The 23,582-nt window shown below is 66.1% G+C and carries 26 protein-coding genes and 2 riboswitches; of the genes, 10 read left to right on the top strand and 16 right to left on the bottom strand.

Going from position 1 to position 23,582, the window contains the following annotated elements; genetic code table 11:
- Positions 1-22 precede the first annotated feature (22 nt).
- From MBENS4_RS17270 to MBENS4_RS24890, 3 genes are all read left to right on the top strand, one after another.
- The gene (locus tag MBENS4_RS17270; protein WP_242404992.1) at positions 23-1,033 is read left to right on the top strand and encodes a DMT family transporter; all 1,011 of its coding nucleotides are present in this window, start codon (positions 23-25) and stop codon (positions 1,031-1,033) included.
- A gap of 70 nt (positions 1,034-1,103) precedes the next feature.
- Complete coding sequence (locus MBENS4_RS17265; protein ID WP_039393160.1) at positions 1,104-1,235, top strand: entericidin A/B family lipoprotein; 132 nt, start codon at positions 1,104-1,106, stop codon at positions 1,233-1,235.
- Between the two features lie 164 nt (positions 1,236-1,399).
- Positions 1,400-1,531 (top strand): entericidin A/B family lipoprotein, encoded by a 132-nt coding sequence (locus tag MBENS4_RS24890; RefSeq protein WP_084592221.1) that lies wholly within the window; start codon positions 1,400-1,402, stop codon positions 1,529-1,531.
- Positions 1,532-1,624: 93 nt separating this feature from the next.
- Here MBENS4_RS24890 and gcvPB read toward each other — a convergent pair whose 3' ends face one another.
- The 11 genes from gcvPB to MBENS4_RS24885 form a co-directional block, all read right to left on the bottom strand.
- Positions 1,625-3,193, bottom strand: a complete 1,569-nt coding sequence (gene gcvPB / locus MBENS4_RS17260) for an aminomethyl-transferring glycine dehydrogenase subunit GcvPB (RefSeq protein WP_039393158.1) — start codon at positions 3,191-3,193, stop codon at positions 1,625-1,627.
- Positions 3,190-4,560, bottom strand: a complete 1,371-nt coding sequence (gene gcvPA / locus MBENS4_RS17255; protein ID WP_039393154.1) for an aminomethyl-transferring glycine dehydrogenase subunit GcvPA — start codon at positions 4,558-4,560, stop codon at positions 3,190-3,192. Before gcvPA ends, gcvPB begins: the two co-directional genes overlap by 4 nt.
- 133 nt (positions 4,561-4,693) lie before the next feature.
- Entirely contained in the window at positions 4,694-5,065 is a 372-nt protein-coding gene (gcvH, locus tag MBENS4_RS17250) for a glycine cleavage system protein GcvH (RefSeq protein WP_039393152.1), read from the bottom strand.
- A gap of 13 nt (positions 5,066-5,078) precedes the next feature.
- On the bottom strand, positions 5,079-6,236 hold the full coding sequence (gene gcvT / locus MBENS4_RS17245) for a glycine cleavage system aminomethyltransferase GcvT (protein WP_084592300.1): 1,158 nt from the start codon (positions 6,234-6,236) through the stop codon (positions 5,079-5,081).
- Positions 6,237-6,271: 35 nt separating this feature from the next.
- A riboswitch (glycine riboswitch) is annotated at positions 6,272-6,399 on the bottom strand.
- A riboswitch (glycine riboswitch) is annotated at positions 6,400-6,520 on the bottom strand.
- Positions 6,521-6,582: 62 nt separating this feature from the next.
- Entirely contained in the window at positions 6,583-7,284 is a 702-nt protein-coding gene (locus tag MBENS4_RS17240) for an NAD(P)H-binding protein (RefSeq protein WP_052322485.1), read from the bottom strand.
- Positions 7,277-8,437, bottom strand: a complete 1,161-nt coding sequence (locus tag MBENS4_RS17235) for a deoxyguanosinetriphosphate triphosphohydrolase (RefSeq protein WP_039393151.1) — start codon at positions 8,435-8,437, stop codon at positions 7,277-7,279. The genes MBENS4_RS17240 and MBENS4_RS17235 overlap by 8 nt, the downstream gene beginning before the upstream one ends.
- A 48-nt stretch (positions 8,438-8,485) precedes the next feature.
- Positions 8,486-8,803, bottom strand: a complete 318-nt coding sequence (locus tag MBENS4_RS17230) for a hypothetical protein (RefSeq protein ID WP_144400986.1) — start codon at positions 8,801-8,803, stop codon at positions 8,486-8,488.
- Between the two features lie 39 nt (positions 8,804-8,842).
- Entirely contained in the window at positions 8,843-10,309 is a 1,467-nt protein-coding gene (locus tag MBENS4_RS17225; RefSeq protein WP_052322644.1) for an NAD(P)(+) transhydrogenase (Re/Si-specific) subunit beta, read from the bottom strand.
- Between the two features lie 32 nt (positions 10,310-10,341).
- Positions 10,342-10,626 (bottom strand): NAD(P) transhydrogenase subunit alpha, encoded by a 285-nt coding sequence (locus MBENS4_RS17220; RefSeq protein ID WP_039393145.1) that lies wholly within the window; start codon positions 10,624-10,626, stop codon positions 10,342-10,344.
- 20 nt (positions 10,627-10,646) lie between these two features.
- On the bottom strand, positions 10,647-11,780 hold the full coding sequence (locus MBENS4_RS17215; protein WP_039393143.1) for an NAD(P) transhydrogenase subunit alpha: 1,134 nt from the start codon (positions 11,778-11,780) through the stop codon (positions 10,647-10,649).
- A 44-nt stretch (positions 11,781-11,824) separates the two neighbouring features.
- Positions 11,825-11,950: an aa3-type cytochrome c oxidase subunit IV gene (locus MBENS4_RS24885; protein WP_084592220.1), complete on the bottom strand. Its 126-nt coding sequence runs from the start codon at positions 11,948-11,950 to the stop codon at positions 11,825-11,827.
- Positions 11,951-12,233: 283 nt separating this feature from the next.
- On the opposite strand from MBENS4_RS24885, the gene MBENS4_RS17210 reads away from it, so the two are divergent.
- Positions 12,234-13,658, top strand: coding sequence for a sigma-54-dependent transcriptional regulator (locus MBENS4_RS17210; protein WP_039393142.1), 1,425 nt, complete (start codon positions 12,234-12,236; stop codon positions 13,656-13,658).
- Here MBENS4_RS17210 and MBENS4_RS17205 read toward each other — a convergent pair.
- From MBENS4_RS17205 to MBENS4_RS17185, 5 genes are all read right to left on the bottom strand, one after another.
- Positions 13,655-14,812: an alkaline phosphatase D family protein gene (locus tag MBENS4_RS17205; RefSeq protein WP_052322484.1), complete on the bottom strand. Its 1,158-nt coding sequence runs from the start codon at positions 14,810-14,812 to the stop codon at positions 13,655-13,657. The genes MBENS4_RS17210 and MBENS4_RS17205 overlap by 4 nt on opposite strands.
- A 130-nt stretch (positions 14,813-14,942) precedes the next feature.
- Entirely contained in the window at positions 14,943-15,317 is a 375-nt protein-coding gene (locus MBENS4_RS17200; RefSeq protein WP_039393139.1) for a hypothetical protein, read from the bottom strand.
- Between the two features lie 236 nt (positions 15,318-15,553).
- Entirely contained in the window at positions 15,554-16,666 is a 1,113-nt protein-coding gene (folP, locus tag MBENS4_RS17195; protein ID WP_039393137.1) for a dihydropteroate synthase, read from the bottom strand.
- A gap of 58 nt (positions 16,667-16,724) precedes the next feature.
- Positions 16,725-17,858 carry a site-specific DNA-methyltransferase gene (locus tag MBENS4_RS17190; protein ID WP_039393134.1) on the bottom strand — a complete coding sequence of 378 codons (1,134 nt, stop codon included), beginning with the start codon at positions 17,856-17,858 and terminating at the stop codon, positions 16,725-16,727.
- A gap of 263 nt (positions 17,859-18,121) precedes the next feature.
- Positions 18,122-18,760: a ribonuclease HII gene (locus MBENS4_RS17185; RefSeq protein WP_052322643.1), complete on the bottom strand. Its 639-nt coding sequence runs from the start codon at positions 18,758-18,760 to the stop codon at positions 18,122-18,124.
- A 16-nt stretch (positions 18,761-18,776) separates the two neighbouring features.
- On the opposite strand from MBENS4_RS17185, the gene MBENS4_RS17180 reads away from it, so the two are divergent.
- From MBENS4_RS17180 to MBENS4_RS17155, 6 genes are all read left to right on the top strand, one after another.
- Positions 18,777-19,964 (top strand): PQQ-dependent sugar dehydrogenase, encoded by a 1,188-nt coding sequence (locus MBENS4_RS17180; RefSeq protein ID WP_242404991.1) that lies wholly within the window; start codon positions 18,777-18,779, stop codon positions 19,962-19,964.
- Between the two features lie 38 nt (positions 19,965-20,002).
- Positions 20,003-20,530, top strand: a complete 528-nt coding sequence (locus MBENS4_RS17175; protein WP_039393130.1) for a GNAT family N-acetyltransferase — start codon at positions 20,003-20,005, stop codon at positions 20,528-20,530.
- A 103-nt stretch (positions 20,531-20,633) separates the two neighbouring features.
- Entirely contained in the window at positions 20,634-21,179 is a 546-nt protein-coding gene (locus tag MBENS4_RS17170; RefSeq protein ID WP_039393128.1) for a DUF1285 domain-containing protein, read from the top strand.
- Complete coding sequence (locus tag MBENS4_RS17165) at positions 21,176-21,769, top strand: CoA pyrophosphatase (protein WP_039393124.1); 594 nt, start codon at positions 21,176-21,178, stop codon at positions 21,767-21,769. The genes MBENS4_RS17170 and MBENS4_RS17165 overlap by 4 nt, the downstream gene beginning before the upstream one ends.
- Positions 21,762-22,937 (top strand): CCA tRNA nucleotidyltransferase, encoded by a 1,176-nt coding sequence (locus MBENS4_RS17160; RefSeq protein ID WP_039393122.1) that lies wholly within the window; start codon positions 21,762-21,764, stop codon positions 22,935-22,937. The genes MBENS4_RS17165 and MBENS4_RS17160 overlap by 8 nt, the downstream gene beginning before the upstream one ends.
- The gene (locus MBENS4_RS17155; protein ID WP_039393120.1) at positions 22,934-23,557 is read left to right on the top strand and encodes a retropepsin-like aspartic protease family protein; all 624 of its coding nucleotides are present in this window, start codon (positions 22,934-22,936) and stop codon (positions 23,555-23,557) included. Before MBENS4_RS17160 ends, MBENS4_RS17155 begins: the two co-directional genes overlap by 4 nt.
- The last annotated feature ends 25 nt before the right edge of the window (positions 23,558-23,582 follow it).

Here is a 23,582-nt window from a genome sequence, read left to right as displayed (position 1 = left end):
GCGCAAGAGTTAAAGCGGCTTCGTGACCTCTTCCCCAGACATGCCCGCCCCCAGCGCCAAGCCGCGCCCCGCTCCGGCCGAGCGCCCGCACAATCCGCTGCTGGCGATCTCGCTGCGTCTGGGGGCGACGCTGGCACTGGCGACGATGTTCATGCTGATCAAGCTTGCCGGGACCTACGGTGTCTCGATGCCCGAGCTGATGTTCTGGCGCCAGGCGATCAGCGTGCCGCTCATTGCAGGGGCGCTCTATTTCAGCGGACAGGTCGGGAAGCTGGGCACGCGCCGTCCGTTCGCGCACGCCGGCCGTGCAGCGGTGGGCACGGCAGGCCTGTTCTGCAACATTGCGGCGTCCACGCTGCTGCCCCTGCCCGTGGCCACGACGCTGGGCTTCACCGCGCCGCTCTTCGCCGTCCTCATCACCGCGCTGATCCTGCGCGAGCATGTCGGGCGCTGGCGCTGGACCGCCGTGATCGCCGGGTTTGCGGGCGTGCTCGTCATCGCAGGGCCCGGCGAGATCGCCAACGTGCCGGTGCTGGGCGTCGCGGCTGGCCTGGGCGCGGGGATCATCGTCGCCACGGTCAGCTTCCAGATCCGCGACCTGGCGCGCACCGACACGCCGATCTCGATGGTGTTCTGGTTTGCGCTTTTCGGGATGCTGGGGGCCAGCCTGTTCCTGCCCTTCTACGGGCGCTGGCATGAGCCGCAGGTCTACCTGATCCTGCTGGCCCTGGGACTGGCCGGAACATTGGGGCAGTTCTTCATCGCCGCCTCGCTGCGCTACGCCTCGGTCGCGACCGTCGTCGTCATCGACTATGTCTCGCTCATCTGGGCGACGACCTACGGCCTCGTCATCTTTGACAGCTGGCCGCCCCATACGACCTGGTTTGGCGCGCCGCTGATCATCGTGGCAGGCCTCATCATCACCTGGCGCGAGCATTACCTCTCGCGCCGTATTTCACCATCCTCCTCGATAGACTCCGGTGCCTTGGAAGAAGCCACCGAGGACGAAGCTGTCCCCCGCACCGGAACCTGATCATCGTTTGCGTGTTTTTCCCTGCGACCCGGCCGCTTGCGGCCTCGCGGCACGAAAAGGAAAAGACGCCATGATCAAGAAGTTCACCTTCGCCCTCCTCGCCAGCGGCCTCGTCCTGGGCGCGAGCGCGTGCAACACCGTCAAGGGTGCCGGCGCGGACATCGAATCGGTCGGCCAGGCTGGCGACGACGCCATCAACTGAGCCAATCCGGCAGAGCCGGACCGTGCAGACGCCCCTCTCCTCCGGCAGGAGCGCCTGCGCGGCTCGGTGCCGTCTCCAAGCCGAACGGGGACGGTCGATCTTGGCAGGATGGCGATGCTTCGCGTAAGAAGGTCGCTCCATCCACCACGAGAAGATCGACCGCAATGATCGGCAAATCGCTTACCCTCCTCGCCGCCTTTGGCCTGCTCACCGGGCTCAGCGCCTGCAACACCGTCAAGGGCCTCGGCCGCGACGTGGAATCGGTGGGCCAGGCAGGCGAGCGCGCCATCAACTGATCGCGCGCCTCGCAATCGCGAGTGGCGACTACGAAAACGGCCGCAATCCCATGGGGACTGCGGCCGCCTTCATGTGCGAAGGGGACGACGCGCTCAGGCGGCCTCGTCGCCCTTCCAGACCAGCACCGGCTTGCGTGCGGCGCGGGTCTCATCGAGACGGCGACGCGGCGCAAAGTGGGGCGCGGTATGCAGGGTCTCGTCCTGCTCGCGCGCGCGCTGTGCGAGGTTGCGCATCGAGGCGATGAAGCGGTCGAGGCCCTGCTTGCTCTCGGTCTCGGTCGGCTCGATCAGCATGGCGCCCTTGACCACCAGCGGGAAGTAGACCGTCATCGGGTGGAAGCCCTCATCGATCAGGCCCTTGGCAATGTCGAGCGTGGAGATGCCCTCGGGCAGGCCCGCATCGCTGAAGAGCGCCTCATGCATGCACGGGCCGCTCTTGCCGAACGGTGCCTCCAGCACGTCCTCAAGGCTGCGCAGGATGTAGTTGGCGTTCAGCACGGCATCTTCCGACACCTGCTTCAGGCCATCTGCACCGTGGCTGAGGATATAGGCCAGCGCGCGCGTGAACATGCCCATCTGGCCGTGGAAGGCGACCATGCGGCCAAAGGCGCGTTCGTGCCCTTCCCCGCGGTTCTCTTCCTCGACAAGGCGAACCTCGCCGTCTTCGCCCCGCGACACGAAGGGAAGCGGCGCATAAGGGGCGAGCGCTTCGGACAGGACTACCGGACCCGCGCCCGGACCACCACCGCCGTGGGGCGTGGAGAAGGTCTTGTGCAGGTTGATGTGCATCGCATCGACGCCGAGGTCCCCCGGACGCACGCGCCCGACGATGGCGTTGAAGTTGGCGCCGTCGCAGTAGACATAGCCACCCACTTCGTGGACCGCGTCCGCGATTTCCTTGAGATCGGGCTCGAACAGGCCGCAGGTGTTGGGGTTCGTGATCATCACGCCCGCAACGTCCGGGCCCAGCTTTTCCTTGAGCGCTTCCAGATCGACACGGCCCTCGGGCGTTGCCGGAATGGCCTGGACCTTGAAGCCCGCAAACGCAGCCGTTGCCGGGTTGGTGCCGTGTGCGCTCTCGGGAACCAGAACGATCTCACGGCTCTCCCCACGCGCATCGAGCGCGGCGCGGATGCACAGGAGGCCGCACAGTTCGCCATGTGCGCCCGCCTTGGGGCTCATCGCGACCGACGCCATGCCGGTCAGCTTCATCAGCCAGTCGGCCAGCTGCTCGATGACCTCAAGCGCGCCCTCGACCGTCTTCTGCGGCTGGAGCGGATGGACATCGGCAAAGCCGGGCAGACGCGCCATCTTCTCATTCAGGCGCGGGTTGTGCTTCATCGTGCACGAGCCGAGCGGGAACGGGCCGAGGTCGATGCCGTAGTTCTGACGCGAGAGGCGGGTGTAGTGGCGCACCGCTTCGGGCTCGGACAGGCCGGGCAGCGCGGGCGCGGCCTTGCGGCGGAACTTCGCCAGCGCAGGCGAGACGGCCTTGCTCGCCGGCTCGATGTCGACACCGGTCTGACCTTCGCAGCCCAGCTCGAAGATCAGCGCTTCTTCCAGCATGAGCGCGCGGTCGCCGCTCTGCGTGGCGGGCGCCACGTCGCCGGGGGCAACTTCGTTCATGCTGGGACGCCAGCCTGCCGTGTTCACACCGCTCATGCCGCTTCTCCTTCCAGGACCGCCGCAAGGCCGGCGGCAAATTCCTCGATATCTTCCAGGGTGACGGTCTCAGTCGCGGTGACGAGGAGGCCGTTGTGGAGGTAAGCCTGCTCGGGGAACAGGCGGCCGAGCGAGACACCCCCCAGGATGCCCTTGTCGGCCAGTTCACGCACGACCTCGCGGGCATCGCGCGGCAGGACCAGCGTGACTTCGTTGAAGTAGGCATCGCTCAGCAGCGACACGCCCGGGATCTGCGTGAGGCGTTCGACCAGCGCCTGCGTGCGATCGTGGTTGATCGCGGCCAGCTGCTCCAGGCCTTCCCCGCCCAGGAGGCTCATGTGGATGCTGAAAGCCAGCGCACAAAGACCTGAATTCGTGCAGATATTACTCGTCGCCTTCTCGCGGCGAATGTGCTGCTCGCGGGTCGAGAGCGTGAGCACGAAACCGCGCTTGCCCTCGGCATCGACGGTCTCGCCGCACAGACGTCCGGGCATCTGGCGCACGAACTTCTCACGGCAGCCGAAGAGGCCCAGGTACGGCCCGCCGAACTGGAGGCCAACGCCCAGCGACTGGCCCTCGCCCACCACGACGTCCGCGCCAAGGTGGCCCGGCGCTTCGAGGAGGCCGAGTGCGACTGGCTCGGTCACGACCACGATCAGCAGCGCCTTGGCGGCGTGAGCCGCCTTAGCGATGGCTTCGAGGTCGGGAATCCGGCCCATGATGTCCGGGTACTGGACGACCACGCTGGAGGTCGTCGCATCGATCGCGGCGATCACGGCGGCATCGTCGGTCTGCGCGGACAGCTCCGGCGCAAGGCTGACGATTTCGTCCTTGGTGAACTTGGCCATCGTGCGCACCACTTCGCCGTAGTGCGGGTGCAGGCCACCCGAGAGCACGGCCTTGCCCTTGCGGGTCACGCGCGCGGCCATCAGGATGGCTTCCCAGCACGCGGTCGAGCCGTCGTACATTGAGGCGTTGGCGATGTCGGTGCCGAACATGCGCGCGACCTGCGTCTGGAACTCGAAGAGGACCTGCAGCGTGCCTTGCGCGATTTCGGGCTGGTAGGGGGTGTAGGCGGTGAGGAACTCGCCGCGCTGGATCAGGTGGTCGACCGAGGCCGGCACGTGATGGCGATAGGCGCCCGCACCCAGGAAGAACGGGGCCGAGCCCGCGTCGAGGTTCTTCGCGGCGAGCTTGCCGAGGTGGCGTTCCACGGCCATTTCGCTGGCGTGCATGGACAGGCCCGCGATGGGTCCGGAAAGACGCGCCGCTTCGGGCACATCGCAGAAGAGCTCGTCAACCGACGAGGCCCCGACGGTCTCCAGCATGCTGGACCTGTCGGCAGGCGTAAGGGGGAGATAGCGCATCAGGCTTGCATTCCTGAATGAGAGGGAGGCGCACGCCCGGGCCATGCCGGGGGCGCACAGAAAGGGGCCGCAGCCCTGTCCATAAGCTGCGGTCCCAGGGCCTCCCCCTCATGCGAGCGGGAGGCCACCGGCATCAGAGACCCGCGACGAACTTCTTGTAGGCCGCCTCGTCCATGAGCTCTTCGAGCTCGCTGGCGTCGGCCAGCTTGACGCGGAACAGCCAGCCACCGACCTCGGGGTCGGAGTTGACGAGTTCGGGCTCGTCGGCGAGCGCGTCGTTGGTCTCGGCGATCTCACCCGAAACCGGGGTGTAGACGTCGCTTGCCGCCTTCACGGAATCGACGACGGCAATGGAATCGCCCTTGGCGACCGTCGCGCCCTCTTCAGGCAGGTCGACGAAGGTGATGTCGCCCAGCTGGCCCTGTGCGTAATCGGTGATGCCAACGGTGCCGAGGTCGCCCTCGACTTCGATCCACTCGTGATCTTCGGAATAGTAAACAGACATGGGTGCAAGCTCCTCAGCGGACGTAACGGTTAGGGACAAACGGCATCGCGACGACACGTGCGTCGAGCCGCTTGCCACGCATTTCGATCTGCAGGGCCGTGCCGTTCGCCGTGAGGGCGGTGTCGACATAGGCCATGGCAATGGGGTGCTGGAGGGTCGGGGCGAACCCGCCCGAAGTGACGATCCCGACTTCGTTGTCGCCCGACATCACCTTGGCGCCTTCGCGCGCGGCCATGCGGCCCTCGAGCGCCAGGCCGATACGAAGGCGCTGCGTGCCCTCGGCCAGATCCTTCTGGACGCGCGCGGCGCCGGGGAATCCCCCTTCGCTGCGGCGACGCTTGTTGACGCCGAAGATCAGCCCGGCCTCGACCGCGCCCTGCTCGGGGGTCATGTCGTGGCCATAGAGCGGCAGGCCCGCTTCCAGACGCAGCGAATCGCGGGCGCCCAGACCGATCGGCTTGACCTCAGGTTCTCCGCAAAGAAGGTCCGCGACCTTGGCCGCATCTTCGCCCGGGATCGCGATCTCGAAGCCGTCCTCGCCGGTGTAGCCCGAACGGCTGATCCAGGCCTCGACGCCGCCGAGCGTGTAGGCCGCGCCCTTCATGAACTTCAGCTCGGTGAGCGGGGTCTCGCCCTTGGCGTGGCGCGCCAGCGCGTCGACCGCCTTGGGGCCCTGCAGCGCCAGAAGGGCATTGTCGTCGAGGTGATTGATGTTCACCTCGTCGGGCAGGTACTCACGCAGCGTGCCGATATCGTCCCATTTGGTCGCGCCGTTGACGACAAGGTAGAACCCGCTGTTCCAGCGCGTCACCATGAGGTCATCAAGGATGCCGCCCTCTTCGTCGAGCAGCAGCGAGTAGCGGACCGAGCCGGTCTTCAGCGTCGCCAGATCAATGGGAAGTGCCGCTTCCAGCGCGGCCTCGACATCGATCTCGGCCCCTTCGGCAGGCGCGATGTACAGCTGGCCCATGTGGCTGACATCGAACAGCCCGGCGCTCTCGCGCGTCCACAGGTGCTCGGCCAGGATGCCCTCGTACTGGATGGGCATGGGGTAGCCGGCAAATTCGACCATCCGCGCGCCCTTGTCCCGGTGCCAGGCGTCAAGCGGCAGGATCGCCGGCTCGATGGGCTCCAGGTCAGGGTCATTCTCAAAATCGGAAATTTCGCTCAAGGCATAGCTCCGCAACAGTCAGGTCACACCAGTTCGGTGCCCCCTCTGTCACGGAAACCTGAGAGTTTTCCCCCTTCGAAGCGGCCCAAAAAAGACCAATCGTCGAGGTTACACCGTCGGCGGCCTGACCCTTTCGGGCCCGACACTTTCCAGAGTATCGCTATCAGCAGGCGCGGTCCTTTTGCCTGAGAGTTTCCGGGGCGGTTGCTCCTTCGGCGCCTATTCGTAATGCGCAACGGCCATAAGCAATTGCGAATCACGCAGGTCTCTCCCGCGCTGCCAGCGATCGCCTCACGATTGGTTCAGGCAGGAGCCCAAGTCAATCGGGCATCAGCGCATTGCACAATTAAGCAGGTATTTTTTGTAACACCCTACGAAAATTATCGTGCTCGGCAACAAAGCGGCCCTGCGCCTTTTCCTTCGAGACACTGATGATCACCCGCGCCAGATCGCGCGCACGGACCGAACGGAACCGCCGCCAGCGTCCATGGAGTACAAGGCCGTCCGCCAACGGCGCCAGGACCTGCCCGAGACCCTCCAGCCGCCGGTGCTCCCTCCGATGTCCGCGCAGCAACCCAGGGCGCAGGATATCGAGCCGGCGAAAGCCCAGCTTGCCCAGAGCCTCTTCCATCTCGCCCTTCACCGAGAGGTAAAAATTGCGGCTTCCACGTTCCGCGCCGACCGAGGAGACGACAATCATGTGGTCGATCCCGGCGCTGCGCGCCGCCTCAGCACAATCGACCACGAGATCGCGGTCGACCGCACGGAACGCCTCCTGCGAACCGGCCTTGGCGATGGTCGTTCCCAACGCGCAGATCAGCACGTCGGCGCGCGCGGCCGCAATCAGATCGGGCCAGCTTTCGAGCGATCCGGTCAGGACGTCCATGCGCGCCCCTTCGGGCATGGGCACTTCCCCGCGCGCCACGGCAATGATGCGCAGATCCTCGCGTCCCACCGCCTCGGCCAGCACGGCCTGCCCGACAAGGCCGCTTGCCCCGACCAGGCAGATACGGCGGACCGGGCCCGCCGCCCCACCCGTCTCAGACATTGCTCAAGCCCGCGGGCGTACGGCCGTAGATGTTCTCATGGCAGGTGATCGCGAAGCGGTCGGTCATGCCGGCGATGTAGTCCGCGATATGCCGGCTGCGTTCGGGCTCCGTGCGCGGGAGTGTGTCGATCCAGCTCTCGTCCATGAGGACGGGTTCCTGGGAATAGGCAGCGTAGAGTTCGGCCAGGACCGCACGGGCGCGCTTCGCCGTCTCCAGCTGTTCGGGATGGTAATAGAGCTTCTCGTACATGAAGCGCTTGAAGGCGCGCTCGCCCTCTTCCATCGCGGCGGAGAAGGCGATGAGCGGGCGCCCAGCGGCGCGGACGTCCTCGACGCTTTCGACACCGACAAGGCGCTTCTGCGATTCGGCGACAAGGTCGTTGACCATCGTGCCGATCTGGCTGCGCAGCAGTTCGGCCAGCTGGCGCTCGCGTGAAATGTCCGGGTAGCGCCGCTCCACCTCGCCCCAGTTGGCCGCGATGAAGGGGTGTGCAAGCAACTCGTCGAGCTCCAGGAAACCCGCGCGCAGGCCATCGTCGATGTCGTGGTTGTCGTAGGCAATATCGTCCGAAAGCGCGGCCACCTGCGCTTCGAGCGAAGCGTGGGTGCCCAGTTCCAGATCGTAGGCCGCGTTGAGCTCGCGCAGCGCCCAGGTCGGATTGGCGACGGGCCCGTTGTGCTTGGCCAGGCCCTCCAGCGTCTCCCAGGTCAGGTTGAGCCCGTCGTGGTGCGGATAGGGGCTGTCGATGCGCATCAGCGTACGCAGCGTGTTGGCGTTGTGATCGAAGCCGCCCGCCTTGTGGAGCGCCGCGTCGAGCGCCTCTTCTCCGGCATGGCCGAAGGGCGGATGGCCGATATCGTGCGCCAGTGCGAGGCCTTCGGTCAGATCCTCATCAAGCCGCAGGATCCGCGCAATGACACGGGCGATCTGCGCGACTTCCAGGCTGTGTGTCAGCCGCACGCGGTAATGATCGCCATCGGGCGCGACGAAGACCTGCGTCTTGTAGCGCAGGCGGCGGAAGGCAATCGAGTGAATGATGCGGTCGCGGTCGCGCTGATAGGGACTGCGTTCGCCGCGCGCGAGGCCGTTCTCCATCGGGAATTCCCGGCCGCGCGAACGGGCCGGATCGGAAGCGTAAGGTGCAAGCATCAGGCTGAAATTCTTTCCCGCATTGGGCGTTGAGCGATCCGTCCTCCCGTCCTAGCGGGCGAGCCCGCTCGAACACAAGGCCGCGCTTTGCCCCGCGACACGCAGCACCTGGGGATCCTCGATCCGGCCGACCGCGTCGAGCCAGTCGCGCATGGTCGCCTTCTCGCCCTCCAGGCTGCGCAGCGACCAGAGCTGCAGGGGCGAGAGGTCCCCGGCCATGCGGCCTGCGATGCACGTGGCGACCTTTTCGCGCACACCGGCCTCGCGCAGGGCGCCGTCGATACGCCACTGCGCATAGGCAGGGACACCGAAGGTCCAGGCGGCAAACAGGACGGCGGCCAGCACGGCCAGTCGGATTAGTGTGGTCATTGCTGCAAGGTCGGGGGCGCCACCCATTTTTCCAAGGGGTTAATCGAGGGCCTTGACGATTTCCTCGACCATTTTCTTGGCGTCGGCCAGGAGCATCATGGTCTGGTCCATATAGAACACCTCGTTGTCGACACCGGCATAGCCCTGCCCGCCCATGGAGCGCTTGATGAAGAAGATCGTCTTGGCCTTCTCCACGTCGAACACGGGCATGCCATAGATCGGCGAGGACTTGTCAGTGCGGGCAGCCGGATTGACGACGTCGTTCGCGCCGATGATGAAGGCGACGTCGGCCTGCGCGAACTCGGAATTGATGTCCTCCAGTTCGAAGACGTCGTCGTAGGGCACGTTGGCTTCGGCGAGGAGCACGTTCATGTGCCCGGGCATGCGCCCCGCCACGGGGTGGATCGCGAACTTCACCGAGACGCCGTGTTCCTTGAGCATATCGGTCATCTCGCGCAGCGCGTGCTGCGCCTGCGCGACCGCCATGCCATAACCCGGAATGATGATGACGCTCTCGGCTTCCTTCATGAGGAAGGCCGCATCCTCGGCCGAACCGCGCTTCCAAGGACGCTGTTCTTTCGCGCCACCCTCGCCCGCCGCGCTGCCCGCATCTGCGCCAAAGCCGCCTGCGATGACCGAGACGAACGAGCGGTTCATCGCCTTGCACATGATGTAGGACAGGATCGCGCCCGAAGAGCCCACCAGCGCGCCGGTGATGATCATCGCGGTGTTGTGGAGCGTAAAGCCCATCGCCGCGGCCGCCCAGCCCGAGTAGGAGTTGAGCATCGAGACGACGACCGGCATGTCCGCCCCGCCGATCGGGATGATGAGCAGGAAGCCGATCACGAAGGCCAGGAGCGTGATCCACACGATCAGCAGCCCCTCGCCCGGCCCGCCTGCCCCGCTCATCGCGTAGGCTGCCACGAGGCCCAGGATCGCGACGAGCACGGCCAGGTTGAGGATATGCCGTCCAGGGAGCAGGATCGGCGATCCCGACATGTTCCCATTGAGCTTCAGGAAGGCGATGATCGAACCCGAGAAGGTGATCGCGCCGATGGCGATGCCAAGGCCCATCTCGATACGGCTGGCGACCATGATCTGCCCCATGGCATCGAGGATCTCGAAGGCTCCGGGATTAAGCCAGGCCGCCAGTCCCACCAGCACGGCAGCAAGTCCGACGAGCGAGTGGAATGCAGCGACGAGCTGGGGCATCGCGGTCATGGCAATGCGCCGCGCGATGACGAAGCCGATCACCCCGCCAAGAGCAATAGCCCCGGCGATCTCGGGCAGGCTGGCGATCTCGTGTGTGACCAGAGTGGTCACGACCGCGATCCCCATGCCGATCATGCCGTAGCGGTTGCCCCGGCGGCTGGTGGTGGGATGCGAGAGGCCGCGCAGCGCAAGGATGAAGCATACACCCGCGATGAGATAGGCGAGCGCCACCCAGGGGTTTACCACATGACCCTCGATGATCTCGATCTCCTGCACGGTCTCGATGACCGGCATGGGTGCCACCGTGGCGAGGAGAGGAAGCCCCATCACTTCTTCTCCTTCTTCTTGTACATCGCGAGCATGCGCTCGGTGACGGCAAAACCGCCGAAGATGTTGACGCTGGCAAGCACAACCGCGGCAAGACCAAGCCACTTTGCGCCAGGCACGCCCGCAGCCGCGCTCGCCACCAGCGCGCCCACGATGATGACCGAGGAAATCGCGTTAGTCACCGCCATCAGCGGCGTGTGCAGCGCGGGCGTCACCGACCAGACGACGTAGTAGCCCACGAAGCAGGCAAGTACGAAGATTGAGAGGATGCTGATGAAATCCATGGGTCTTCTCCTCCTCCCTGTCAGCCGAGCAGGCGTTCGTGAACGATCCTGCCGCCCTGCGTCAGGCGAATGGCGTCGCCGATTTCCGCATCGAGCACGGGCCCACCCGCCTCCTTGTCCCAGAAGGCGGAGAGGAAATTGAACAGGTTGCGCGCGAACAGCGCCGAGGCGTCGGCGGGCAGGTGCGCGGGGGTGTTGGACAGGCCGATGATCTTCACCCCATGCCTTTCCACCACCTCGTCTGCGACGGTGCCTTCCACGTTGCCGCCTTGCGGGGCGGCGAGGTCGAAGATCACGCTGCCCGGCTTCATCGAGGCGATCTGTGCATCGGTGATGAGGCGCGGCGCAGGGCGCCCGGGAATGAGCGCGGTCGTGATGACGATGTCCTGCTTGGCGATATGGCTCGACACCAGTTCGCCTTGCGCCTTCTGGTACTCCTCGCTCATTTCGGTGGCGTAGCCGCCCGCGCCTTCGCCTTCGATCCCCGCGACATTCTCCACGAAGATCGGCTTTGCGCCGAGCGAGAGGATCTGCTCCTTCGTCGCCGAGCGCACGTCGGTCGCCGAGACCTGTGCGCCCAGCCGCCGCGCGGTGGCAATCGCCTGGAGCCCGGCAACGCCCACGCCCATCACGAAGCACTTGGCCGCACTGATCGTGCCCGCCGCCGTCATCATCATCGGAAAGGCCCGGCCATAGGTGTCGGCCGCGAGGATTACTGCCTTGTACCCGGCAAGGTTCGACTGGCTGGAGAGGATATCCATTGACTGCGCGCGGGTGATACGTGGCATGAATTCCATCGCCAGCGCCTCAATACCAGCCTGCGCATAGGCGTCTACTCGGGCGCGCTGGCCGAAGGGATCGAGCCCGGCGACCACCCACGCGCCCGGCGCCACGCCGGACAGGAGCGCGACATCGGGGCCCTGTACGCCCAAGACGATGTCCGCTCCGGCCACCACCGCCGCCGCTTCGCCCACCTCAGCCCCCGCTTCGCGGTACGCCTCGTCCGGGATCGAGGCCGACAGGCCCGCCCCGCTCTCGACATGGAGCGCCGCGCCCAGCGCGATCAGTTTCTTCACCGTCTCGGGCGTTGCCGAGACGCGCGTCTCCCCACTCGCACGTTCGCGAAGAACGGCGATCTTCCTGCCCGTAACCATGTTCGAGCCCCTGTTCTATCGAATGGTGTGGACCTGGTGTCAGGTCAGGAGGCGATGAGCCCCACCACGAACGCGGTCACCAGGATGCAGAAGCCCGTGCCCCAGGTCGCAGCCTTGATGAAACCGTTGTAGGTTGCCTGCGAAGTCTTGATGTCGTGCCCCGAAGCCATGTCTTGCGTCCTTCCCCTGTTCATTCGGACCGTCGCCAGATAGGGCTCCGGTCCAGTTCCCTCAACCTTCCCCGCCCGGCGCCAGGCGCAATATCGCGGGGGCAGTCGAAATCATCGCATTGCACGGCGCCCGAGTGTTATCGGGTCCACCGCACGCCGGGTCTATTAGCCTAAAGACGAACGCAACGCTACGTGTCACAAAGAACAGGCTTAATCCCGTCTTTACCTCCCGCACATAAGGTGCTGTATCAAAGCGGTACATGTGAGGACCCTGACGCGCACCATGGCCGAATACGAGCAACGCCTGCTGATGCTGATCGACGACGAGCCGGCCCAGAGCCGCCTCATTTCGGCGCTGGCGGCGCGCGAGGGATGGCGCACGGTCATCGCGCAGGACGCGGAAACCGCCATTGCCATGCTCGGAACCCGGCAGGGCATGCAGCTCTCCGCGATCATTCTCGACCAGTGGGTGCCTGGCGATGATGCCTGCGCGCTCATCAGCGAACTCAAGTCGCGCCGCCCGGCCTTGCCCATCCTGATGATCACGGCGAGCACCTCGCCGCTGCTTGCGGTCGAGGCGATGCGGGCGGGCGCCAGCGATTACCTGGTAAAGCCCGTCGCACCCGAACGGCTGATGCACGCGCTGCGCTCGGCCACGACGCGCGAGGCCGCGCGTGACGAGCTCGCCCCGCTCACCGAGAAGATGCCCTCGCGTCCCGACTTCGAATCGATGATCGGGGCCGCCCCCAATTTCCGCAAGGCGCTCGCCGTCGCTGCCAAGGCCGCGCGCGGCCACCATCCCGTGCTGATCGAGGGGGAGAGCGGCACCGGCAAGGAGATGCTGGTGCGCGCCATGCACGCGGCTTCTTCGCGCGCGAAGTTACCGCTGCGCCTCATCAACATCAGCGGCATTCCGGCCAACTCCATCGAGTCTGTCCTGTTCGGGCATGAGAAAGGCGCCTTTCCCGGCGCCTTTGAACGCCAGGTTGGCGCGCTTCAGCACGCCGACGGCGCGACCCTTGCCCTCGACGAAGTCGATTGCCTGCCGATGTCCGTACAGGAGCGCCTGCTGGAATCGATCCGCAAAGGGGACGTGCGCCCCATCGGCGCGCGCCATTCCTTCCGTATCGACGTGCGCCTGATCTCATCAAGCAACCTGCCACTGGCCGACCTTGCCGCGACCGGGAATTTCCTTCCCGAGCTTGCCGAAGCGCTGGGTCATACCAAGGTCATGCTGCCCCCCTTGCGTGAGCGTTCGGGCGATATCCCGGCCCTCACCCGCTATTTCCTCGCGCGGATCGGCGAACAGCCGGGCCTGCGCGAACTGGGCATCACCGATGGCGCGCTCTCGCTTCTGGCCGCCTACGACTGGCCCGAGAACGTGCGCCAGCTTCAGGCCGCGCTGTTCCGGGCCTCGGTCTTCTGTGACGGCGATGCCCTTACCTCCGAGGACTTCCCGCAGCTCCTCGCCATCCTCGGCCCCGGCCCCTCCAACGTCGCGGGCAATCCGCTGCAGGAGAGTGCCGGCGTGATGCTGTACACCCCCGACGGCAACCTGCGCCGGCTGGAGGACATCGAGGCCGACGTCATCCGCCTGGCCATCGGGCTCTATCGAGGCCGCATGACCGAAGTGGCCCGGCGCCTCGGCATTGGGCGCTCGACCCTCTACCGCAAGCTGGCTGATCTGGGCATCGACAACGCGGCTTAGGTCGCGAACCCGAAGCTGCGCGTCACGAGCGGCTGCCCGTCCGTGCGGCAGACCGTCAGCGTCACTTCGCCCGCATCCCAGTCCACGGCGACTTCGCCGAAGTTCGCATCGCCCACGCACATTCCCTGCCGGTCCACATCGGGTTCGCGTGCGGTCGCTTCGGCATTGCTGGCGTTGGGCCGGTTGAGCGAGGAGGCGGTCATCTCCCAGAGGCCCTGCGCGGCCCCCGGTACGTCCTTGCGGTAGATCCCGCCAACGTGCCGGTCGCCCGACAGGAGGACGAGCCCGCCCCCCTTGCGCGCAGCCAACGCCGCGTAAAGACGCTCGCGCTCACGCGGCATCAGCTCCCAGCCCTCCCACAAGTGCGCATCGGAGAGCACCTGGATTGAAGAGACGACCACGCGCAGGTCCGCAGGCTTTGCCAGTTCCTCAGCCAGCCAGGCCCACTGCGCCTCCCCCAGCATCTGCGCGTCCTCGCTGGTATCGGGCACGTAGCGCCCGTTTACCGGCAGGCTCTGGCCCGGCGTGGGCGGCACAAGCGGCGAGCGCTGGAAACGGGTGTCGAGCAGGATGATCTGTACGCGGCGCCCTTGCGGCCCGTAGGTGCGCGCATGGTAGACGCCCTCGCGCCCGCGCACGTCCTCGGGCGAATTCCAGAACGTCTCGTAGATGTGCTCGGACCAGCGCTTGAACGGGAACACGGCGCCCCCATCGTTGAAGCCGTAGTCATGATCGTCCCACACCGTGTGCATGGGGACGGCCTTTCGGAATTGCTGGAACTCGGCGTGGCTATTGAGCCGTTCGTACGCCCGGCGCAGCGAGCCCAGATCCGCGCCTCCATCCCAGCCCGGATCGCCGTAGACATTGTCGCCGATGTAGAGGAAGAGTTGGGGCGCACGGCTGGCGATGCCCAGCCAGAAGGACTGGTCGCCTTCCTGGTTGTTGCAGCTGCCGACCGCAAAGCGGGTGATCTCGGTCTCCGGGGCCAGCTGCGGCCCCTCGGGCGCGCGGGGCAGCGCGACCTCGCCTTCCAGTTCGCGGTAATAGGGCTCCAACAGCGCGGCTGGCGTGGAGGACTGCGCATGGGCAGCCCCACCCGCGACAAGGCCGCTCGTGGACAGGAACAGGAAACGGCGGCGCGAGGAGATCAGCATGGCACCTTCTCCCAAAGCGCCATGACCTTTTCAAGACATCCCGGCAGCCCCTTGCCCTCAACGCACAAACGCCGCTGGCCCAAGGCCAACGACGTTTGCGTTCAAATCTCTTGAGGGGAAAGAGGTCGGATCAGTTCTCGAGGTAGACGCGGGGCACCGTGTGGCCCTTCTTCGCCATGTATTCGGCGTAATCGAGCCGGTTGTCCTTCAACTCGTGCGCGTATTCACCGTAAGCGTCGCGGGCGTCTTCCAGGTCGGTCGCGCGCTTGAGGTCGCTCGAAAGCTCTTTCTTCGTCTCCAGGACATTGCCCTGGTAGTCGAACCACTGGGAGTTCTCGATACCCGCGATGGGCGAGGTCATGATACGGCCTTCCTCGGTCTGCGCCCATTGCTGCTCGGCGGTCATGGGCATGTCGCTCATCGGCATGGCGGCAACAGCTGCGCCTGCGGGGATGGCCACGGCAGCGGCGAGAACGGCGGTGCGAAAGGTCTTGGTCTTGATCATGGGACGTATCTCCCTTCTTCGAAATCAGCGCTTGGCTCGATTGCCTTGCGTTCGAGAGGGAAACGGGTCGACCGGGAAAATCCCTCCCGGCGAAGAGATGAAATGGCCCCTTGGCGCGACGAAACCGGCGATGCGTGCACCATTGCACCCACCGCACCTTGCTGGTTCATCCCGCAGAAATCTGCGGTTCATCCGCGATCAAGATTTTGAGAGACGATCGTACCTGAGGTGCCCGATCAATCCACCAGCTGCGAGAAGTCGGTCAGCGCGGCATCGCGCATGCCACGCCACACGCGCACGGCCTGCACCGTTTCGGCCACGTCATGGACCCGCACGATGTGCGCGCCCGCCTCGATGGCCTTGAGCGCCAGCGTAATCGAACCGCCCAGACGCTCGTGCGCCGCCGCCTCGTTCGAGAGCGCCCCGATCAAGCGCTTGCGGCTTGCCCCCACCAGCAAAGGATGCCCAAGGGCGTGGTACAGCGCGATGGCGTTCATCAGCGCCAGGTTCTCGGCCAATGTCTTGCCAAAGCCGATACCCGGATCGAGCAGGATGCGCTCGCGCGCGATGCCTGCGGCCACGGCCTCGTCGCGGGCCTGTTCCAGCCAATCGAAGACGTCGAGAACGACGTCGGCGTAGTGCCCGTCCGAATGGAGATCATCGCCCTTGCCCGGCGCATGCATCAGCACCACCGGCGCGTTCGAGGCTGCGGCGAGTTCCAGGCTGCGGGGATCGTAGCGCAGCGCCGAGACGTCGTTGATGATGTGCGCGCCGGCCGCCAGCGCGGCCTCCATCACCGCCGCGCGGCGGGTGTCGAGGCTGATCGCGGCGCCCATCATGGCAAGCCGCTCGACCATGGGCACAACGCGCTTGATCTCGTCGCCTTCCCAGACCGCGGCTGCGCCGGGCCGCGTGGATTCACCGCCCACGTCGATGATCGCGGCGCCCTCTTCCAGCATGCCCACGGCGTGGTCGATGGCGACATCGGGGTGATCAAGGAAGCGCCCGCCGTCCGAAAAGCTGTCGGGCGTCATGTTGAGAATGCCCATGACCTGCGGCTGGTCGAGCCGGATCGTGCGCTCACCGCAGGTGATCGGTGCGTGAACCTTTGCAAGCGCCGCCCACTGCGCCTCGGCCTGCGCCTTCAGAGGCGCATCGAGCGCTGCAATCGCCTCGGGCATGGCCGCCGCATCGACCAGCGTGCGCGCGACGACTTTGCGCCCCTTGCGTTCCATAAGGGCAAAGCGGCTGGCCCAGGCCAGCGAACCGCCAAGGCGGACAGCGTTGCCCGCTTCGCTCTGGGGACTGTCGACCAGAGCAATCGGGCGGATATAGATCTTGCGAGGCATGGCGGCTCTTTAGCCTTTTACCGGACGGTGTCGAGAGAAGGTGAAAACGGCCCTCTTCTCACGGTTCGGTGGCGAGCAGGTAGAGCTGGCGGATGTCGTCGAGCGGCTTGAGCTTGCCTTCGTGCTGGATGCTCCAGAAAGTCCAGCCGTTGCACGAGGGCGCACCCTGCAGTTCCTTGCCCACGCCGTGGATCGATCCCGTCACAGGCCCCGAAGCGAGCGAGCCGTCGGCGCGCACGGTCGCGGTGAACTTGCCCTTCTTGGCGGTCAGCTCGGTGCCCGGCGCGATCCAGCCGGTCTCGACCAGGGTGCCGAAAGCAACCTTGGGCGCCGCACGCTTGGACTGCATGGTCTTGAGCGCACTTTCGTCGAGTTCGAGCGCCATCTCGATGCGCTCCATCGCCGCTTCGCGGTAGTCACCTTCACGTTCGCAGCCGATCCATTCGCGGCCCAGGCGCTTGGCGACCGCGCCGGTGGTGCCGGTGCCGAAGAAGGGATCGAGGACGACATCGCCCTTGTTGGTGGTGGCGAGCAGCACACGATAGAGCAGCGCTTCGGGCTTCTGCGTCGGGTGGACCTTGCGACCGTCCTTCTTCAGGCGCTCGGCGCCGTTGCAGATCGGCAGGTGCCAGTCCGAACGCATCTGCAGTTCATCGTTGAGCGTCTTCATCGCGCGGTAGTTGAAGGTGTACTTCGCCTTCTCGCCCATGCTCGCCCAGATCAGCGTCTCGTGCGCATTGGTGAAGCGCGTGCCCTTGAAGTTGGGCATCGGGTTGGCCTTGCGCCACACGATGTCGTTCAAGATCCAGAAGCCCATGTCCTGCATGATCGCACCGAGGCGGAACACGTTGTGGTACGAGCCGATCACCCACAGCGAGCCATCGGGCTTGAGGACACGGCGCGCCTCGGTCAGCCAGTCGCGGGTGAACTGGTCATAGGTCGCAAAGCTGGCGAACTTATCCCATTCATCGTTGACCGCATCGACGCGGCTGCCATCGGGACGATCGAGATCGCCGCCCAGCTGCAGGTTGTACGGCGGGTCAGCGAAGACCATGTCGACGCTCGCGTCGGGGATCTGGCGCATCGCCTCGATGCAGTCGCCCGGAATGATCTGGCCAAGCGGCAGCAGTTCCTTCGGGGTCGGTGCAGGTGCCTTCGCACGAATCCGTTCTTTGACCAGTACCTGACCCATTATGACCCCGTCTAAAACCGTAATTAACTGTGGAAAGACGACCCTAATGATTCATCGACGAGTCGCCGTCAAGCTGCGACTCGCCGGGAATCCTGATGATTCAAGGTATCATAAAACGGAACAAAACGAATCCGACACAGCATATGGAGTCTGACGATTCGCGACCGACTCAACATCTTGTGCCGAGCACCTCGGAGACCTTCACGAAATTTTTTTACGCCAGCCCGAAATCCGATGTCGCGCCCGGGATCAGCGGCGCGCGATCAGAAAGCCATCTCGAGCTGGGCGATGGGCGAAAAACTGCGGCGGTGATGCGGGCTCGGCCCGTGCTCACGCAGGGCAGCAAGGTGCCCCGCCGTGCCGTAACCGGCATTGCGCTCCCAGCCATACATCGGAAAGGCCTGCGCCAGGACACGCATGATCCGGTCGCGGTGCTGCTTGGCGATGATCGAGGCCGCCGAGATCGCCGCCTCGCTGCCATCGCCGCCCACGATCGCGCGCACGTTGGGCCAGCGCCAGCCCTCGCTGCGCCCCTCCGGCGTCTTGTTGCCATCGACGAGGACCTCGTCCGGTTCGAGCCCGGCCTTGGAGCACAGCGAACTGGCCGCGCGGGTCATCGCCAGCATGGTCGCGGCGAAGATGTTGATGCGGTCGATCGTCTCGACATCGACCACGCCGACAGCCCAGAGACAGGTTTTGTGTATTTCTGTTTCCAGCTGCAACCGGCGGCTGGCCGAGAGTTTCTTGGAATCGTCGAGCCCGGCCGGGGCGTTCTTGCCAAGCAGCACGGCGCCCGCCACAACAGGTCCGGCCAGCGGCCCACGACCGGCCTCATCGATGCCCATGACATGCGGGCGAACCAGCGCGATGCCCCCGTAGGGGCCGATAGAAGGAAGCGTCATGATCTCCGGAAAATCCATGTTTCTGCCGTCCCTATCGGCGCTCGGGCTGGCGCTGGCAAGCTGCGGATCTTCGGCCTCCGACACGCGCCCGACTCCCGAAGCCGCGCCGCCGCCCTTTACGGTGGAAACGCTGGCAAGCTTCGAGGAACCCTGGGCGATGGACATCGACGCGGCCACCAACACCGCGATCATCACCGAGAAAGCCGGGACTATCCGCCTCTATCTGCCCGATGGCAGCACGGGAACCGTCAGCGGCGCGCCTGAGGTCGCCTACCAAGGCCAGGGCGGCCTTGGCGATGTCCTCCTCGCCCCGCAGGCCGACTGGACACCGCCCGAGAACGGCTCGCTCGACGGGCGCCGGGTCTATCTCTCGTGGGCCGAGCCGGGCGACGGCGACACCCGCGGCGCGGCCGTGGGCCTTGGAACGCTAGCCTGCTCGGCGCCCGCCAGCTGCGCGCTTGAAGGCCTTGAGGTCATCTGGCGCCAGACCCCGAAGGTCACGGGCGCCGGACACTATTCACACCGCCTCGCCTTCTCGCCGGATGAAAGCTACCTTTTCGTCAGCTCGGGCGAACGGCAGAAGGGCGAGCCCGCGCAGGACACCTCGAACACGCTGGGCACCATCGTGCGCCTGCTGCCCGATGGCTCCCCGGCGCCCGGGAACCCCTTCGCCGACAAGGGCTCACCTTCCGATGAGATCTGGTCCTACGGCCACCGCAACGTCCTTGGCCTTGCCTTCGATGCGAACGGGGACCTGTGGGACCTTGAACACGGGCCTGCGGGCGGCGACGAGATCAACCGCATCGAGGCGGGCCTCAACTACGGCTGGCCGCTGGTCTCGGACGGCGATCACTACAACGGCGATCCGATTCCGCGCCACTCCACCCGCCCCGACCTTGCCGGGCCCGCCATCAGCTGGAACCCGGTGATCGCTCCAGGCGATTTCATCCTCTACAAGGGAGACCGCTACCCCGGCTTCCACGACAAGGCGGTCATTGCCTCGTTCTCCGTCCCCGGCCTCGTTCTGGTCGCGCTCAACGGCACGCAAGGTGTTGAAGAAGCACGCTATGAGCTTGATCACCGCATCCGCGAGGTGCGTGAGACGCCCTCGGGCGAGATCTGGCTGCTGGAAGACGGTCCGGCTCCGGACAGCGGACACCTCCTCAAACTGGTGCCGCCTGCCAAGAGCCAAAGCGCGAATTGAATCGACAAAGCGCGCGCCCCGCCGTATCGGCGCGCGCCATGTCCAACTCGTCCGACACCGCAACCGTCATTCCGCTCGACAACGTCGACCCTGCCCTCGTCGAGGATCTGCTCGACCGCGCGTTCGAACCCGAGCGACGCCAACGCACCGCCTACAAGGTGCGCGAAGGCATGGAATGGCTCCCTGCGCTCAGCTTTGCGGTCATGGACGACAAGGACATGATGGTCGGCTCGATCCAGTGCTGGCCGGTCGCGCTGACCGACGATGATGGCCGCGCGCACCCGATGATCATGGTCGGCCCCGTTGCCGTCCTGCCCGAGGAACAGAACCGCGGCTACGGCCAGGTACTGATGTCCGCGGCCATGTCGGGCATCGACGAGCGCGCCCCGCTCCCGCAGGTCCTCATCGGCGATCCCGAATACTATGGCCGCTTCTGGGGCTTCAGCAACGCCCAGACGCAAGGGTGGGAACTGCCCGGTCCGTTCGAGGCGAGCCGTCTGCTGGTGCGCTGCGACAACCCGGCCGTGCTGCCCGCAAAGGGCACGCTCGGTCCCTGGACGCGCTGAACCGGACCAGGTCCCGGCCGCATATCGCGGCGCCTGGCTCGGGAATGAAGCTGGAAAGGCTTGGCGCTTGGCGCGTGCGTGCCTATCTGGCATCGCACACGCCATGCCTTACGATGCCCCACCCGACCTTGCCGGCCTTTCCCTCGCCGACGTGGCCGCGCTCCTCGAAGCGCGGCAGCTGCCGCCTGTCGAGACCTGGGAGCCCGCGCATGTCGGCGACAGCCACATGCGCATCGCGGCCAATGGCCGCTGGTACCACGAAGGCGGCCTGATCACGCGCCCCGCGATGGTGCGCGCCTTCGCCTCGCTTCTACTGTGCGATGCGGGCGGCCAGCACTGGCTCGTCACCCCCACCCAGAAACTGTCGATCGCGGTGGAGGATGCCGCGTTCCTCGCCGTCGACCTCAAGGAGGAGGACGGCAATCTCGTCTTTCGCCTCAACACCGATGACCTCGTGATCGCGGGCCCCGCGCACCCGATCACGGCCGAGGGCGATCCCGACACCCCCGCCATCTATCTGGGCGTGCGCCACGGCTGCCGTGCCCGGCTCAACCGCAGCACGTACGCCCAGCTCGCCGAGATCGCGCTTGCAAGCGATGACCTCTCGGTCACCAGCGGCACCGCCCGTTTCCCGCTGAGCCCGGCATGAGCGCCCTGTTCGAAGCCGTGAAGCGCCGTTTCGAGGCGCGCGAAGGGCATGCCCAGTCCCGCCGCTTCACCGATCCGCGCACCACGCAGATCGAGAGCTTCATCCCCGCCGCCGTCCTCATCGCCCTGACCGAACGCGAACGGCCGGGCATGCTCCTCCTCCACCGCCCCTCCTCGATGCGCGCGCATCCGGGGCAAGTCGCCTTTCCTGGCGGCCGGATCGATCCGGGCGAAGCGCCTGTCGAGGCTGCCTTGCGCGAAGCGAACGAGGAACTGGGCATTGATCCCGCGTGCGTGCGGGTCGTCGGCACGGGGGATCTCTATCGCACCGGCAGCGGCTACGAGATCACGCCGGTCCTTGGCATCGTGCCCCCCGACATCGAGATCCGCCCCAACCCCGCCGAGGTCGCCAAGTGGTTCGAGGCCCCGGTCGACTTCGTGCTCGATCCCGCCAACCAGAAGGCCAGGAGCCTGGAATGGGAAGGCGCGCAGCGCGAATATGTCGAGATCATGTGGGAGGGGCATCGCATCTGGGGCGTCACCGGCGCCATCATCACCAACCTGACGCATAGGCTGAACTGGCATGACTGAACGGCTTTGCGCCGAATGGATGGGCCGCGCGGATCTCGCCGATCTGGTCGCGGCACTGGGCAAGGGCTGCGCGCGCTACGTCGGCGGCGCGGTGCGCGATACGTTGCTGGGCCTTGCCGTCAAGGACATCGACATGGCCACCACGCTACGCCCCGAAGAGGTCATGCAGCGCCTTGAGGATGCCGGAATCCGGCGCGTACCCACCGGTATCGAACACGGCACCGTCACGGCGGTTCTGCCCGGCGGCCCGGTCGAGATCACCACGCTGCGCCACGACGTATCGACCGATGGGCGCCGCGCCACGGTCGCCTTCGCGCAGGAATGGCACGAGGACGCCGCGCGCCGCGATTTCACCATCAACGCCCTCTACGCCGATCCCGCTGACGGCACGATCTACGACTATTTCGAGGGCCAAGCGGACCTCGCCACGCGCACCGTGCGCTTTATCGGCGATGCCCGTCAGCGCATCCGCGAGGATCACCTGCGCATCTTGCGCTACTTCCGCTTCCAGGCCCGGTTCGGCAGCCAGCCCGCCGACGAAGACGCCGAGAGCGCCTGCCGCGAACTCGCCGCGACACTCAAAGGTCTTTCGCGTGAGCGGGTAGGCATGGAGACGATGAACCTCCTCGGCCTCCCCGACCCCGCCCCGACCATCGCGCGCATGAAGGCGCTGGGCGTTCTCGACGTGATCCTGCCCGAAGCCCGCCCCGAAGCGCTCACCGCCCTTATCGCCTGCGAGCAACGCCAGGACATCGCGCCCGATGCGGTTCGCCGCCTTGCCGCCCTGCTCCCGGCCGATGTTGCTCTTGCCGAACAGATCGCCTCGCGCTTCCGGCTTTCGGGCGCGCAGAAGAAGCGCCTGGCGCTTGCCGCTGCGCGCGAGGATACCCCCGCTGCGCCACGGGCCCTCGCCTTCCGACTGGGTATGGACCAGGCGCTCGACCGCCTGCTCATCGCAGGGGCCGATGTCACCCCCCTCATGGACTGGACCATCCCCACCTTCCCACTCAAGGGCGGCCAGATCGTCGCGCGCGGTGTCGGCGCAGGTCCCGAGGTCGCACGTGTCCTGCGCACCGTCGAAGCCCTGTGGATCGCGGAAGGATTCCCGGATAGCCCGCGCGTGGAGCAGCTGCTCGACGATGTGATCGCACAGCAAGGCCCCGCGTGAGCGCAGGTGACCTTGGTTCCACGCTGGAAGGCCAGCCGCTCCTCGCCTTGACGGTGGCCGCGATCGTGCTCGCCGTGGCCGCCCAGATGGTGAGCGCGCAGCGTCCAAGCCTTGGCACAGGGATGCGCAATGTGGCCTACCTCGGACTGCTTGTGGCCGGCTTGCTCACGGTGGTGCAGTTCGCAGGCAGTAACCGGACTTCGGACGCCGCGCTCTGGCTCGATCACACCCGCGAGGCCCGGATCGAAGGCGATGAGACCGTCATCGCGATGCGCGCGGACGGGCACTTCTGGGTCAAGGCCCAACTGAACGGCGAACCCGTCGACTTCATGATCGACACCGGCGCCACTTACACCACGGTCCCCCAAAGCGTCGCGCAGCGCACCGGCCTTGCCGCGAGCGAAGACGGTGAAGGGCGACTGCTCGACACCGCCAACGGCACCGTTGTCGCGCGCATGGGCCTGGCCCGCTCGCTGCGCCTGGGCACTATCGAGGCGAGCGACCTGCCGCTCGCCGTCCTGCCCGACACGCAGAACGACACCGCCGTCATCGGCATGAACCTGCTCTCACAGATGAAGAGCTGGCGCGTGGAAGGCGAGCGGCTGATCCTGACACCGTGAGCACGGCCCGTCCCGGTCAGGAACC

The organism is Novosphingobium sp. MBES04 (assembly GCF_000813185.1).
GTDB classification, from domain to species: Bacteria; Pseudomonadota; Alphaproteobacteria; order Sphingomonadales; family Sphingomonadaceae; genus Novosphingobium; species Novosphingobium decolorationis.
The sequence above is the reverse complement of the archived record's forward strand: the minus strand, read 5'-3'. Positions and strand labels throughout refer to the sequence as shown.

Coding starts and splice junctions, on each gene's coding strand:
- gcvPB (WP_039393158.1), bottom strand. CDS start 3,193: ATGAGCGGTGTGAACACGGCAGGCTGGCGTCCCAGCATGAACGAAGTT.
- MBENS4_RS17210 (WP_039393142.1), top strand. CDS start 12,234: ATGGCCGAATACGAGCAACGCCTGCTGATGCTGATCGACGACGAGCCG.
- MBENS4_RS17265 (WP_039393160.1), top strand. CDS start 1,104: ATGATCAAGAAGTTCACCTTCGCCCTCCTCGCCAGCGGCCTCGTCCTG.
- gcvPA (WP_039393154.1), bottom strand. CDS start 4,560: ATGCGCTATCTCCCCCTTACGCCTGCCGACAGGTCCAGCATGCTGGAG.
- MBENS4_RS17240 (WP_052322485.1), bottom strand. CDS start 7,284: ATGTCTGAGACGGGTGGGGCGGCGGGCCCGGTCCGCCGTATCTGCCTG.
- MBENS4_RS17180 (WP_242404991.1), top strand. CDS start 18,777: ATGTTTCTGCCGTCCCTATCGGCGCTCGGGCTGGCGCTGGCAAGCTGC.
- MBENS4_RS17220 (WP_039393145.1), bottom strand. CDS start 10,626: ATGGATTTCATCAGCATCCTCTCAATCTTCGTACTTGCCTGCTTCGTG.
- MBENS4_RS24890 (WP_084592221.1), top strand. CDS start 1,400: ATGATCGGCAAATCGCTTACCCTCCTCGCCGCCTTTGGCCTGCTCACC.
- MBENS4_RS17165 (WP_039393124.1), top strand. CDS start 21,176: ATGAGCGCCCTGTTCGAAGCCGTGAAGCGCCGTTTCGAGGCGCGCGAA.
- MBENS4_RS17230 (WP_144400986.1), bottom strand. CDS start 8,803: ATGACCACACTAATCCGACTGGCCGTGCTGGCCGCCGTCCTGTTTGCC.
- MBENS4_RS17225 (WP_052322644.1), bottom strand. CDS start 10,309: ATGCCGGTCATCGAGACCGTGCAGGAGATCGAGATCATCGAGGGTCAT.
- folP (WP_039393137.1), bottom strand. CDS start 16,666: ATGCCTCGCAAGATCTATATCCGCCCGATTGCTCTGGTCGACAGTCCC.
- MBENS4_RS17205 (WP_052322484.1), bottom strand. CDS start 14,812: ATGCTGATCTCCTCGCGCCGCCGTTTCCTGTTCCTGTCCACGAGCGGC.
- MBENS4_RS17175 (WP_039393130.1), top strand. CDS start 20,003: ATGTCCAACTCGTCCGACACCGCAACCGTCATTCCGCTCGACAACGTC.
- MBENS4_RS17215 (WP_039393143.1), bottom strand. CDS start 11,780: ATGGTTACGGGCAGGAAGATCGCCGTTCTTCGCGAACGTGCGAGTGGG.
- MBENS4_RS17160 (WP_039393122.1), top strand. CDS start 21,762: ATGACTGAACGGCTTTGCGCCGAATGGATGGGCCGCGCGGATCTCGCC.
- MBENS4_RS24885 (WP_084592220.1), bottom strand. CDS start 11,950: ATGGCTTCGGGGCACGACATCAAGACTTCGCAGGCAACCTACAACGGT.
- MBENS4_RS17170 (WP_039393128.1), top strand. CDS start 20,634: ATGCCTTACGATGCCCCACCCGACCTTGCCGGCCTTTCCCTCGCCGAC.
- gcvH (WP_039393152.1), bottom strand. CDS start 5,065: ATGTCTGTTTACTATTCCGAAGATCACGAGTGGATCGAAGTCGAGGGC.
- MBENS4_RS17185 (WP_052322643.1), bottom strand. CDS start 18,760: ATGACGCTTCCTTCTATCGGCCCCTACGGGGGCATCGCGCTGGTTCGC.
- MBENS4_RS17200 (WP_039393139.1), bottom strand. CDS start 15,317: ATGATCAAGACCAAGACCTTTCGCACCGCCGTTCTCGCCGCTGCCGTG.
- MBENS4_RS17190 (WP_039393134.1), bottom strand. CDS start 17,858: ATGGGTCAGGTACTGGTCAAAGAACGGATTCGTGCGAAGGCACCTGCA.